12 protein-coding genes and 3 pseudogenes are annotated in these 12,805 nt (G+C 51.9%); 3 read left to right on the top strand and 12 right to left on the bottom strand.

The features are described 5' to 3' along the window. Positions 1 to 27: 27 nt before the first annotated feature. Positions 28 to 249 (top strand): hypothetical protein, encoded by a 222-nt coding sequence (locus tag JMJ04_RS32990; protein ID WP_201374648.1) that lies wholly within the window; start codon positions 28 to 30, stop codon positions 247 to 249. Positions 250 to 535: 286 nt separating this feature from the next. On the opposite strand, the gene JMJ04_RS32985 is transcribed toward JMJ04_RS32990, so the two are convergent. The 7 genes from JMJ04_RS32985 to JMJ04_RS32955 form a co-directional block, all read right to left on the bottom strand. Next, on the bottom strand, positions 536 to 1,054 hold the full coding sequence (locus tag JMJ04_RS32985; RefSeq protein WP_201374647.1) for a DCL family protein: 519 nt from the start codon (positions 1,052 to 1,054) through the stop codon (positions 536 to 538). Between the two features lie 159 nt (positions 1,055 to 1,213). Next, positions 1,214 to 1,591: a WD40 repeat domain-containing protein gene (locus tag JMJ04_RS32980; protein ID WP_338001083.1), complete on the bottom strand. Its 378-nt coding sequence runs from the start codon at positions 1,589 to 1,591 to the stop codon at positions 1,214 to 1,216. Positions 1,592 to 1,666: 75 nt separating this feature from the next. After that, a complete protein-coding gene (locus JMJ04_RS32975) occupies positions 1,667 to 1,993 on the bottom strand; it encodes a rhodanese-like domain-containing protein (protein ID WP_201374645.1) in 327 nt (108 codons plus the stop codon). A gap of 105 nt (positions 1,994 to 2,098) precedes the next feature. Then, positions 2,099 to 3,046, bottom strand: coding sequence for an NADP-dependent oxidoreductase (locus JMJ04_RS32970; RefSeq protein ID WP_201374644.1), 948 nt, complete (start codon positions 3,044 to 3,046; stop codon positions 2,099 to 2,101). A 93-nt stretch (positions 3,047 to 3,139) separates the two neighbouring features. Continuing rightward, positions 3,140 to 3,535 carry a RidA family protein gene (locus tag JMJ04_RS32965; protein WP_201374643.1) on the bottom strand — a complete coding sequence of 132 codons (396 nt, stop codon included), beginning with the start codon at positions 3,533 to 3,535 and terminating at the stop codon, positions 3,140 to 3,142. A 135-nt stretch (positions 3,536 to 3,670) separates the two neighbouring features. Next, the gene (locus tag JMJ04_RS32960; RefSeq protein WP_201374642.1) at positions 3,671 to 4,573 is read right to left on the bottom strand and encodes an SDR family oxidoreductase; all 903 of its coding nucleotides are present in this window, start codon (positions 4,571 to 4,573) and stop codon (positions 3,671 to 3,673) included. A gap of 94 nt (positions 4,574 to 4,667) precedes the next feature. Beyond that, positions 4,668 to 5,627, bottom strand: a complete 960-nt coding sequence (locus tag JMJ04_RS32955; RefSeq protein WP_236038711.1) for an NADP-dependent oxidoreductase — start codon at positions 5,625 to 5,627, stop codon at positions 4,668 to 4,670. Positions 5,628 to 6,103: 476 nt separating this feature from the next. Between JMJ04_RS32955 and JMJ04_RS32950 the strand changes: the two genes are divergently transcribed. After that, a complete protein-coding gene (locus JMJ04_RS32950; protein ID WP_201374641.1) occupies positions 6,104 to 8,899 on the top strand; it encodes a winged helix-turn-helix domain-containing protein in 2,796 nt (931 codons plus the stop codon). Positions 8,900 to 9,052: 153 nt separating this feature from the next. Here the strand turns inward: JMJ04_RS32950 and JMJ04_RS32945 are convergent. The 4 genes and pseudogenes from JMJ04_RS32945 to JMJ04_RS32930 all read right to left on the bottom strand — a co-directional run. Next, a pseudogene (locus tag JMJ04_RS32945) lies at positions 9,053 to 9,214 on the bottom strand (helix-turn-helix domain-containing protein); the annotation flags it as partial. A 552-nt stretch (positions 9,215 to 9,766) separates the two neighbouring features. Next, positions 9,767 to 10,252 carry a hypothetical protein gene (locus JMJ04_RS32940; RefSeq protein WP_236038709.1) on the bottom strand — a complete coding sequence of 162 codons (486 nt, stop codon included), beginning with the start codon at positions 10,250 to 10,252 and terminating at the stop codon, positions 9,767 to 9,769. Between the two features lie 83 nt (positions 10,253 to 10,335). After that, a complete protein-coding gene (locus JMJ04_RS32935) occupies positions 10,336 to 10,914 on the bottom strand; it encodes a hypothetical protein (RefSeq protein ID WP_201374640.1) in 579 nt (192 codons plus the stop codon). Between the two features lie 571 nt (positions 10,915 to 11,485). Next, positions 11,486 to 11,632 carry a hypothetical protein gene (locus JMJ04_RS32930; protein WP_201374639.1) on the bottom strand — a complete coding sequence of 49 codons (147 nt, stop codon included), beginning with the start codon at positions 11,630 to 11,632 and terminating at the stop codon, positions 11,486 to 11,488. Positions 11,633 to 11,945: 313 nt separating this feature from the next. Here JMJ04_RS32930 and JMJ04_RS47295 point away from each other — a divergent pair. Further along, positions 11,946 to 12,266, top strand: a pseudogene (locus tag JMJ04_RS47295) (hypothetical protein); the annotation flags it as partial. 16 nt (positions 12,267 to 12,282) lie between these two features. On the opposite strand, the pseudogene JMJ04_RS32920 reads toward JMJ04_RS47295, so the two are convergent. Continuing rightward, a pseudogene (locus JMJ04_RS32920) lies at positions 12,283 to 12,762 on the bottom strand (IS6 family transposase); the annotation flags it as partial. Positions 12,763 to 12,805: the final 43 nt, after the last annotated feature.

Raw genomic sequence — 12,805 nt, 5'->3', positions numbered from 1 at the left:
CACCAGTCAACGTTTTGGAGAGGTGCAATGTCCCATTATGATCATTTTTTTCGGCGGTTTCGTCGCTCGCGCGCTACGCGCCTCGTTCTTTTTTGCACTCCCATGGCCCTGATTTTTGTAGAGCTAGGGCATCCGGTCCTGGATGCCCAGCATCCAATTGCGATGCTCCAGCCGATCCTTGTTGGCTGGATTACCATTCATCGAACTCTGCTTCTGGAGACCCCTGCGTTTGAACCAGAGGAGGAATGAAGCGTTCCTTTTGTGGGTGGACAGGGTGGGGGTGCATCCTCTCCACTTGACAATGCTAGGTCTCCATGAGATACTTTTTGCATGGATAGAACACTTGTTTTACGTCTCACTCCAACGCGTGAGCACCATTCGCTCACAATACGAAAGGAAGCTCGTGCGTCGTGAAAGGCCACCCAGGTATCAGCGAGGTGAGGATCGGCAAAGGTTAATCCAACTTCCTGTTCTCCCTCTGTTTCTTTGAGTGCGATCTGGTCCACCTGTATCTCATACTGGCGAATAAAATCAGTCACGATACGCTCAAATGTATTGGAACTGCATGATCAACGTGCGCTTGTTCGCGTGCAATCCACTGGCCAGTAATGGGACACTGGACCTTGCCCTCAGCATTCGCGTGCTTGCGAAAATGCTCAGCCTTTATCCAATACATTCGCTTCCCCGTCAATCGTTGGCACACGGCTTTAAAAAGCATGAGCGGCGATGGAGGATACAGGCATTTTTTAAAACTGAAATCATCCTCTGTTCCGTCGAGGCGAACCAGGTAAAAAAAACGCTTTGTGGTAAAGCGAGGATTTTGGCGAACCACGAATGCCTGGATTCCACAGCCAAATTTCTCCTCAGCTTTGGGATGATTATGAAGAAGTGCGAGCAAAAAACGGGTGTGTTGACTGTTAAGCACCTCCCCAGACTGATAGGAGTAAAGAATGTGTTGAAGGTATTTCTCGAGGTCCTCCTTGTTTCGAAAGGTGGCTTCGCCGATGACATAGGTCCGAGGCTTGCTAGATGTTGCTCGCTCTTCCTTTTGCATGCATACTCTCCATCTGTCTGCACTTTGTGTTTATGAGCAAGAATCTCAGTGTTAATAGAACACGCTGAGTCAGCTCTCAGATAACTGATATTTTAGGACTTAAAGCAATTTGCTATATTTCCTACAGGGCTTCAGGGGTTCTAAATATAGGAGATGTCTCTAATTGCGTATCCAGGTCTTGACTGTGCCATCATCACACCCGCTGATTAGCAGGCTATTATTCTGACCCAGGATCACGATACTGACAATACTTCCTTGGCCAATTGTCTGAACCAACCGACCATTGGATAAATCCCAGACTTTAATCGTGGTATCTCTGCTGCCACTAGCCAAAATGCGTCCATCGGGGCTGAATGCCACTGTACGAACAGGGCCTGTGTGTCCGCTTAGCGTGCACAATGGCTGGCCGAATGAGGTGTCCCGGATATCCCAGATATCGATCATTTGATGGGTGTAGCCACTGGCTAGCGTGTGCCCATCAGAGCTGAGTGCTATAGAGCCAGAAAAGCCCATGTGTCCACTCAAAGTATGAAGCACCCGGCCATTAGATAAATCCCGCACATTGATTGTATCGTCAGGATCGCACTGACAGGCCTACTGATGCTAACACAATCAGGCCTTGGCATCCCTGCCTTCTAATGGATAGCCTGCCTGTTCCCACTCGGCCAGCCCACCGGCAAAGTGCAGCACCTGGGTATAGCCCTGGTTCTCAAGCACTTTACCGAGAGCGGCACTGGCAATACAGGTTCGGTCGGAACAGTAGACGACAATCTCGTCTTCTTTGCGAAGCTCGGCCAGCGCGCCCTGGATGGTGGAGAAGTACAGGGAACCAGGAATATGTTTCATCTGGTACTGCCACTCATTCAGAGCCATTACCAGACGAAAGGATTCATCGTGGTCCATTTTCTGTTTCAACTCTTGATGGTCAATGGTTCTCAATATTTTCTCCTTCATCACGTTTTACTTCGCTGCTTGTACCTGCTCGATTTGTTCCTCAATGGTATTCTCATGTATCACTGTGGCTTGAGCAGGACGAGAGACGTTTTAACTGCTCTTTTCCTCGCCCTCTACGCGCAAAATGATTTTTCCGCGCGTGTGCCCTTGTAGGGCCTGCTCAAACGCCTGGGATGCCTCTGAGAGAGGAAAGACCCGCTCGATGATTGGTCGGAGCTGGCCTGTATCTATCAGGTCCCCGATGTGTATGAGCTGTTCTCGATTGGGCTTGACGATAAAAAAGAGCTCACGCACACCAAAGGCGGCAGCCTGCTCTTGGGATGGGGGGCTAAACACACTCAGGAGCAGTCCGCCCTTCCTTAGAACGCGCCAGGAGCGATCTACTGTCTCACCGCCTATGGTATCAAGCACTATATCAACATCACGCACCACATCCTCGAAACGCGTGGTGGTATAATCAATGATCTCATCGGCTCCCAACGTGCGTAGGAATGCATGATTGCGTGCAGAGGCTGTCGCGATCACCGTGGCACCTGCCCACTTTGCCATTTGAACCGCCATGCTTCCTACGCCACCAGCGGCACCATGAATGAGAAGCGATTGCCCACTGGTAAGCCCTGCGTGCTCAAAAAGCGCTTGCCATGCTGTCAGTCCAACCAGGGGGACTCCGGCTGCCTGGATGTGCCCAAGGGTTCGTGGCTTGGGCGCCACATCAGTCGCGCGTGCGATCGTGTACTCCGCAGCCGCGCCATCCCGCCAGGATTCGGTGAGCGCATAGATAGCCTCTCCTGCGGCTATACCAGCGACGCCGGGCCCCACTTCAACGACCTCACCAGAAACATCATGACCTGGTATAGGATGCTGACGTTCGATACCAGCCGGCGTTTTCCAGGTTTCCGACCAGGTCGGTTCCTGCCACATCACACTTGTCGCATGGACACGAATCAGGACTTCTCCTACTCCTGGCTGAGGTTTCGGTGCATCTTCGAACACACATTGATCGGGTCCGCTCTGACTATATAGGCGAATAGCTTTCATCTCTTACATGTCTCCTTTAAAACGTACATATGCAGCCTCAGCGTTCATCTCCACACTTGTATTTTTTATGGCTCTCTGTTGGCTCTGGCTTTCTTACGCTTTTGCCGCAATGACCTCAACTTCAACGAGAATTTCCGGGTAAATCAATTCGGTAACCACAGAAAACATGCCTGCTGGACGAAACCCACCCAGGTAACGGCCTCGAACTTGAATATAGGCCGATTTATCCTCCGCGTGAATCAGATACTGGTTGACCTTCACGATATCGGCTATCCCCATGCCAGCGGATTCCAGGGTTGCCAGAATATTCTTCCAGGCCTGGTCGGTCTGCTCCTCAATCGTCTCTGGTATGGTCCCATCAGGTTTGATGCCGGGCGTTCCGGACACATACAGCCAGCGAGCATTACCTGGGACCTCCACCCCATCACTGTAGCTATCATTGCCGCGACCAATCTGCGCTGCCACCCCTATATTGTGGATTGTGTTCATTCTTCGTCTCCTTGGTTATCCCTATCTCGATTTGAGAGCATATGCGAGAAAGCTCAACGTTCCTTTCAAAGGACATTTTCTCTCAAACAACATCGGCATGCGAGTCATCTTCTTATCGGTCCAATAGATCCTATTCTAGAAGTAGTCCCCTTCTTCGAGATCCTGGAGCAGCGTGGGGTGTACTGGCTGCCACCCCAGCAGCTCGCGGGTCAGCGCGCTCGACGTCGGGTTGTCTCTTGAGGAGAAGGGTCCGAGCCAGCTAAAGTGCTTGCCCGCGTCCTCTGGAGTGATGGAGACCACCGGGAGATCGAGATGCCGACCGATCACCTCGGCGATGGTGCGGGTCGGCACGCCCTCTTCCGCGACCCCGTGCAGCATCGATCCCGCTGGGGCCTTCTCCAGCGCCAGGCGGAACAGACGAGCGGCATCGAGTTGGTGCACAGCGGGCCAGCGGTTAGAACCATCGCCGACGTAGCCGGAGACGCCCTTCTCACGGGCGATAGAGACCATGATCTGCGTGAAGCCGCCTCTTTTTGTGTCGTGAACCGAGGGGGACAGTCGCACGATCGATGAGCGCACGCCGCGCCGGGAGAGAGCGAGCACCGTGTTCTCCGATACGATCCGGGGCGCGACCAACCCGGCGTCGGCCACGTCCTTTTCCGTCCCGAGACGCCCTTGCGGGAGAAAGAATGTGAGCATCAATGTTCCCGAGGTGATCACGAACGGCTTGCCGGAGCCTTCGAGCGCTGCCCCAATTGTCTGGACGGCGTGCAGATCCGTGTTCACAGCGCCCTCGTAGTCCGCGAAGAAGTCGTGGATAAACGCGAGGTGGATGACGCCGTCAGATGCAGCCGCTGCGCTGCGCAGGCTGTCAAGATCATCGAGGGAACCACGATGCACCTGTGCGCCGGCGGCAACAAGCGAGGCCGCGGCTGCATCTGAGCGCGCCAGGCCAAGGACCTGATGGCCCGCCTCGATCAGTTCGCGGACGACGGCGGAGCCGATAAAACCGGTCGCGCCAGTAACAAAAACTCTCATGGGAAAATCCTCCATTAATAAACATACGGTTAGGGTTTCGGTCGTGTGGACAATACCTTCTCATGGTTTTTTAGAATTTGACCATAGAGGGTCTTCATCTTAATACATCGAGCACGATTTTTCCTTGATGGTGCCGCGTCTCCAGTCGCTCATGAGCTAACTTGGCCATGACGAGGGGAAACACCTGATCAAGGTGAACCGTCAACTGACCATGGTCCACCAGCTTCGTCAGTTCGGCCAATTGTCGTCCATCAGGGCGGAAGTAGAGTACGTGCGTGTCAATATGACGGGTGGGTGTCACCTGCTCAAGGTCGACAATGCTGACGAGCCGCCCCCTCTCGCGTACCACCTGCATACTTCTTGCCGCTGTCTCTCCCCCAACGCAGTCCAGGACCGCATCGATGCCCTCAGGATGAGCCGCGTGGACAGCCTCCGCGAAGTCCGTTTGCGTATAGTCAATGAGTTCGCTTGCTCCCAGTTGCTGAAGGTACGGGTGGTGCTCGCTCCTTGCAGTGACCATGACGTGTGCTCCAACGCGCGCAGCCAGTTGGACAGCAAGCGTGCCTGTTCCTCCCGCCGCACCGGTAATCAAGAGCGTTTCTCCTGGTTGGATCTTCAGCAGTTCGAAAATCGCCTGGTAAGCGGTCAGCCCGTTGACGGGAAGGGCAGATGCGTGCAGGGCATCGAGCGAGGAAGGCATTGGAGCGATGAGATTCGCAGGGACAGCCACGGCAGAAGCATAATGACCAATGCCGACCTGGTAGGTCGCGCAGATCACGTGGGTTCCCACATCCCATCCCGTGACTGCCTCTCCCACCTTTGCAATGATCCCTGCTGATTCCCAACCAAGAACGAGCGGAAACTGTTGCCCTTCTAATACTATGCTTCCTTGCCGCGTTTTCACATCCCACATCCCGACGCCAGCTGCCTGGACGTTGATGAGGACTTGCTCTGGGCCACAGGATGGCACAGGCAGATCCACAAGCTTGAGTTGATCAGGGCCGCCAAAGGCGGGAATGGCGATCGCTTGCATGCGTTGTTCCTTGTCTATCACTGTTTTCTCTCCTTTCTGCGATCATCGAAAGAGAGCCAGGCGATGTAGCGGGCGAACACGAGGCGTAGGTGGATACGTGAGCGTGGGTGCCTGCCATTTTGTATGGAGAAGAATTGTATGCATCCGAAATAAGCTTTCTGTACGTTGTGAGAAAAGCACATTGACCGTAAGGCCGTTTTTATCCTGGCTTGCTTTGTTATGACCTCGGTCAGTGTACCGCGAGGAGGCGAAAAAATCATGGGCCAAAAAGGGTGTTTCCAACGGCAGGCATGCCAGTAGGGAATCCACACAAAAGTGGTGTCGACCATCCTACCATGCGTCTGATTATCCTGGCTTCTGGAGGGATCTGGGTGAATACGTTAGTAAGATCTTGACACCTGAACGAACTTTAGGGGACAATACTCTGAAGAGTGGTTTCTTTCCCAGAAGTAAAAGTGGGCAGTGCAAAAAATCAAAGTCAGGAAGGAGGGGCGACCATGGATAGTGCAAACTACGGAGACAGCTCGAGTAGGTTTCCCACACAGGGACCGCTCGACCAATTGCTGACAGCCAAATTTTTTGTTCCTACACTCCCAAGCACCTATTTTGCCCGTCCCCGTCTCACTGCTTTGCTTGATGCTGGACTTCAAAGTCAGGCCATTCTTGTCTCCGCTGCTGCTGGTTTTGGTAAGACGACCCTACTTTCGGGCTGGGTTCGTATGTTCAGACCCAATGATCCGCACGCGGCCTGGATCTCTCTCGATACATGCGACAACGTACCATCCCAGTTCTGGATATATGTCCTGGCTGCTCTAGAACGTTGTAAGTCGGGGATCTCTGCCCTCCCTTTGACGTTCTTGCAAAAAGAGTCCCAACCAGCATGGCAGGCAATGCTCACGGCCTTGATCAATAACCTGGCCCAGTGTAGCGAACGTATGGTGCTGGTTCTAGACAACTATGACAAGATTACCGAACCAACCATTCATGCTCTCATCTCGTTTCTCATTGAACACCTTCCGCCTACCCTGTGCCTGGTTCTCTCCACACGCGCAAATCTCCCATTCTCGCTTGCCCGGTTGCGGGCACGTGTGCAGATCCAGGAATTACGGACCGAACAGCTACGGTATACGCAGGAGGAGACAACGATCTTTCTCCGCAAGGCAGTGGACTTTCGCTTTTCCGAGCAGGATATGCAAGAGGTGCAATCCCGCACACAGGGCTGGTGCGCGGGATTGCAGTTGGCAGCACTTGCCTTGCGGGGACGATCGAACCCAAGAGATCTGCTCCATGAGCTCCATGGAAGCCAGCGTGCTATCCTTGAATACCTGTTGGATGAAGTGGTTCAACAGCAGTCAAGCAGAGTGCAAAATTTCCTGTTGCAAACCTCAATTCTGGACCGCCTATTTCCTGCCCTGTGTAATGCGGTGTTAGAGCAACAGGACAGTCAATCCATCCTGGAGGAAATGGAACACGCCAATCTGTTTCTCAGCCCGCTCGATGAAGAGCATCAGTGGTATACGTACCATCCCCTGTTTGCCGAGGCGTTACGTCATCGTCTACAGCAAATCTCCCCAGACAATGTTTCCATACTGAACCTACGGGCCAGTCAGTGGTACGACAGCCATCTTTATGAGAACGAGGCCATCCAGCATGCTATCTATATTCAAGAGTGGTCCAGGGTAACAGAGCTTATCGAGCGCATTCCGAGCCAGAGCATCTGGAGTCGGCTAAATGCCCCATTCTGGATCGAACACCTGCCTCCTGATGTTGTTCGTACGCGACCGCGTTTGTGTTTGGCATATGCTAATGCTTTATTTTGGAACGCTCCTTCTCGTATCACGAAAGATTGGCTGCGCGATGCCAGGATGGCGTGGGCGGTTCTCCATGCAAGGGAGGAAAATGCTACAGGAATTACGCCAGCACAAAAGCCAGAGGCCTCGACTCACCTTCTGGGCGAGATTGCTACCTTGCAGGCTGTGGTCGTAGGTTTCTATGATGGTGATGCAGGAGCCACGCGGGCTTATTGTAACGAGGCTCTCACCCATCTTGTTGAGCAGCAACAAGCGGCTCATGTCCAGGTTACTTTCGCTCAATCCCTGGCCGCTTTATCTCTGGGGCACTTCGAACTTGCTATTCAGTCGCTGCAAGCAGGAAATACAGCCGCGGCAGCTGAAGGAGATACTGCTCTTGCAAACATCTGTCTGACAAGGGCAAGCTGGGATATTACTATGGCTGGAAGATTGCATGACGCCTGGCAGTTTACCGAGCATACCATTCAACGGGCACAAACTCCAGATGGGCATTTGCCAGTTACTGTCTGTTGGACATATGCCCGTCAGGCAGATATCCTGCGTGAATGGAACAGGCTCAAGGAAGCTCAGCATCTCGTTGAGCAAGCAATCCAATTTGGGGAACAGGCTGAAATCACCGCTCTGTTGCCGCTGGGATACACTATTTTGTTGAAGCTCGCACTCTCACGAGGAGATTTAGAAGAAGCCGCCAGGGCAAATCAATTGCTGGAAGACTCCTGGAAAAGGATGCCGGCGCCGTATTGCTATGCGCTCTACAGTAATGTGGATCAGGTTCGTTTCTGGCTTGCGTGTAGAGATTTGGAACGAGCCAGGCAATGGGCTAAGAATCTGGAACGGGAAGAACCGCTGGTGTCCCCATTGGCACGAGAACGGCAGGGCGTTTCGCTTGCCAGAATAGCGCTTGCCGAGTCCCAACCTGACAGGGCGCTGGCTTTGCTGGCCCCATTGATCGTGCGGGCGAAGGCGACGGGGCGGTGGGCCCATGTTTTGGAAATGTGGTTGTTACAAGCCCAGGCTTACCAGATGCGTCTACAGAGCCAGGAGGCTCTTGCCACGCTTGCCCAGGCAGTCAATCTGGCAGCTCCCGAAGGCTACATCCGTTGTTTTGTGGACGAGGGGGTCCAGATGGCAGATCTGTTAGGCCGACTGAGAAAACAAGGACACCAGGGAGACTCGATCTCCTATCTGGAGACGCTCCTGACCGCCTTCGACGATGCACATGAAGCACAGATGAGGCAAGCAAAGAAGGAGCAGTCAGATGTAAGTTCGCCGTTGCTCGACCTTTTGAGCGCGCGGGAATACGAAGTGCTGAGACTGGTTGCGCAAGGTGCCTCTAATCAGATGATTGCAGAAACGCTGGCGATCTCAAATGATACGGCCAGACACCATGTGAGTAATATTCTCAGCAAACTCGGAGTGACCAATCGCACACAAGCAGCAATACGGGCCCGTATTCTTGGCCTGCTCTCTTCAGCATCATAAAGCCTCCACGCATTACTTCATGGAAAATGTGACTCATGGGTCTCTTTAGTAGAAGTATACCATAGGTTGGGCTTCTCCTAATAGGACTTAGTGGAAGTGTGTAAGTAGCGGAAGCAATGAAAAGCAGATCCAATAGATCGAGAGACAGACGAGTTTCCTAAATTTCAGGGCCGTTGGGTTCTCGCCCGCTTGATACTGCCGGTTCCACTCCGCCAGTGCTCAGTTCCAGGTAAAACGAGCAACACCTGCAGCCTTGACAAAATAGCCTTTCTGCTCTTCTGTTGGATGCAGGCGTATCTTATGCGCGCGAATCATTGCCCACCGCTCCTGATAGATGTCAAAACCTCGCATAGCTTCTATGCATAGAACGTTTTTTTGCATCTGTCTATGAGAAGGTACTTTATGGGCATCTTGCCACGCTTTGCCTACATTCTCCTCTCTTTTTGAGAACTGTTGAAAACTCTTTTTGGTCTGTTTGTAGGGTTGTGCTATGGAGGAAAAGCATATGTGAAGCACTATATGCTTCGATTCTTTCTGTGGTGCCATGGGGTGTTGCCATTATAGGCAGCGCGTTTCTTGGATGAGGCTTGTGAACGAGATCTGCTCAAGCGTATGGGGGGAGCCTATAGTTTTCCGCATCCGCTGTTTCAAGAGTTTTTGCTTCATTAGCGATTTCAGAGCAAGAAACGAAAGGAAATACCCCGCATGGGCAAAGCGCTGCCAAAGCAGCTGGCGACAATGTCGAATGCTAAAGCTCGCATTCGACTGATAAGTCCTATAGCCGTATCTCTACTTGGAGGAGGGTGTTTCCCCCTTTTTCCTGGGCCTGAGGAGCCTGGATCTGCAAGGAGGTGGTGAAACGGTCTCTTAAGCGATCTTGTGAATGGGCGTTGCTGTGTATTTGTTTGCATACACACGATTACTACAAAACACGTTACGACGGCGAAATGCTTCTGGGGCCTGTTGGCGTAGGCGCTCGCGTACTTTTGGCTTTGTTGCGGCGGCAGGGGAGGTATAGAAAGACTGGTCCTCTGACAAAATGTAGTCGGCATTTTGCACCCAGGCAGGAACCTCCAACCTCGCTTGCTCACACAGGTACTCCACGCTGGCTGCGCAGAATGCCGCCCATTGACGGAGCTGCATCTGTTGCTCCGGGCTTTGGCTTGCCTCATGTTCTGGCTCGCTCAGTCCGATTTTGATAGGCTCTGCCACCAGGGCACAGCGTTGTTCTGGTGTGGGATAGTTCCCGTACCAGTCATGACTAAAGTTGCCAATGGCTTGCCATGGGTCTTCACCATTGTGAATTTGGCGGAATGCTTCCGCTATTGTCTGGGGTACATCTAGGGCAAACATGTTCTCACAAACCTCCTCATCCCTATTATACCTACTCGCAGCAGAGAAAAAAAGAGGAGAGCAATACCTGTGCTGCTCTCCTCTCACTCCTCCTCCTCAAAAAACATATCGAGCATATCGCTCACAAAACACTCATTTTGCATTTTGCGGCTCATATATTTGTCCATGAGGGCCTGGGCCTGCTCTCGCGTGGAAATACCGGTGCGTTTGATGAGGGTTTGCACATCGCCATAGTCCTTGTCTCGATAGCTGTAAATTTTCGTCATCAGGATAAATTCATCCGCGGGGAGATAAATTTCTAGCGCATCATAGGATTTCCAGTGCCGCAGTTCCTTGTCGTCGGGCTTGAGCGCACCAATAACACCGAATGCATGGTCGTTAAACCAGTCTCGTTTCAGTTTGTGGCGGCTGGCAACGGCATTGATTGCCGTTTGAATCTGGCGTGACGTTTCATCTCTCTCAGGTTTGGATGAGTCCATGAAGTTCAAGGGAAATATATCAATATCATGGGTAATGAGGCGGGACTGAGCCACCAACAGCATATACACTCCTCCCACAAACATCACCCGTACAGGTTGTAACTTGCGTCTGCTGAACTCTCTACCAAGATCCTGTAATAAGAGTTCAATCTCTTCTGCCTGCAAGTCTCGTTCTTTTGGCATTCACTTATATCTCATTTCTTTGATGATTGACATTTCTACCGTTGGAATATTCTTTTATGACACATCAAAATAATAGAAAAGTCAAGTTGTCACCGACGTAAAAAACCTACTTTTCGGTAGCCTTTATGAAGCCATAAAGTTCTTTTAAGTTATAAAGCTTAAAAAAGAAATACAGACAAAAATCGTATTTGGTGGAAGATTTTTTTGCAAAGCGGAGGTTGGAATAAGGTTTTGTTTCAGCCGGTGAAGAGCCTGTAGCACCGTAGTCTGCTTCTCAGTGTTCGAGGGTGAGAGCCAGTTGCTCTCGCAGTATGCCGTGTATGGGCGTGTGTCGTGAGCGCTGTGTGAGTGAGGTGAAAAAGTGCAAAGGTGAAAGGGGCCTAGGGAGCGGTGGGAGGGGCGGTCTGTCTGACGCTACCTGACAAAATGGGGCTTTTGTCAGGTAGCGTCAGACAGAGTTGGGTAGACTGGGGAGGGGAGGTTCGTGCTCGTGTGCAGGTGGCGCTTCGTGTCGGCTGGTTGTATCTAATGTAATGCTAACAGAAAGGTATGAGTACTTTCCTCTTTGCGATCACTTGTGAAAGAAGCGTTGTGTTAACGTCGCAATAAATGTCACTTCGATAATCAGCCCCACAAACGCCTCGAAAGCAGAAGCAATTGAGAGCGGATCGCCCGAAGAAGAGAGAGGCGAGAAACCTCGTCCATGAAACGCATTCATGCTCACGACAATTGCTTCATACCAGGCAAGTTGCGGGGAGAGCCAAAGGTAAAGTCCTGCAAATAGACTAATGACAAGCACATAAGCCAGCAAACTGTGCCCAGGTTTGTATCCATATCCTGCAAGTAGATCGAGAGACCAGGAAAAGAGCCATGAACCCAGTGCTCGGCCTCGTTGCCTCAGGGACACTCGGGGTTGCCCCATCTCAAACCAGAAGACACATCTCTGAAGCTGTTGTGCGCGATAAGCAAAGCGTGAAGCTTGCTCATTGAGTCCTTGTCCCTGAAGTGCGATAGCAAGTTGACGGTTTGATCGGCAACACAAAGGCTTGAACATTCGAGCGGAAAACTCACATCAACCGACGCGACTACGAGAGAAGAAAATGCGGCGGTTTAAATCGGCCAAACACGCACAACGCTTTCTTTCGGCCTTTGGACCCATCGCTGGACATTTCCAACCACGAAGGCATCGTTTACCTGCCGGGGAGTACCGTACCCTTTTGCAGGGCCGATTCCAGCAATGGCATGAGGTAACTAGAGTCAAGCAGATCGTATACCTACCTCTCCCTCCCCACTTCTTATTACCCGTTTATTGCTTTTCTCCTATAGCTCACCAGTATATTTCGTTTGTATAAATAAGTTGACAATGCCTTGCCGATGCTCCACGCCAGGCAGGATCTCGCGTTTCGCTGCTCCATAGCTCTTCAATGTATCAGTAATGATCACGCGCGGGACGTATTGCACCCCTTTGAGGAGCTTGCGAAAGAACTTTTTGGCCGCCTGCTTGTTGCGTTGGCTCTGCACCAGGATGTCCAGCACGTTGCCGTCCTGATCAACAGCTCTCCACAAATAATGGGTTTTGCCATTGATTTTCAGGTACACCTCGTCCAGATACCATGTGTCTCCCGTTTTCGGACGGCGACGGCGCAGTTCGTTCGCGTAGATCTGCCCAAACTTCAAGCACCACTGCCGCACGGTTTCATAGCTCACGACGATTCCGCGCTGTTCCAGAAGCTCTTCCACATCGCGAAAACTGAGGGAGAAGCGGAAATATAGCCACACTGCGTGACTGATGATTTCAGGTGGGAAGCGAAAGCCTTTGTAGCTTGGAGCAGGGGTGTTTGTTTTCATGCAGCTATTCTCGCACATTGTTCAGCTACTTTCCCAAGTTGAC

It is taken from the genome of Ktedonobacter robiniae (assembly GCF_016587375.1).
Lineage (GTDB): Bacteria > Chloroflexota > Ktedonobacteria > Ktedonobacterales > Ktedonobacteraceae > Ktedonobacter > Ktedonobacter robiniae.
The sequence above is the reverse complement of the archived record's forward strand: the minus strand, read 5'-3'. Positions and strand labels throughout refer to the sequence as shown.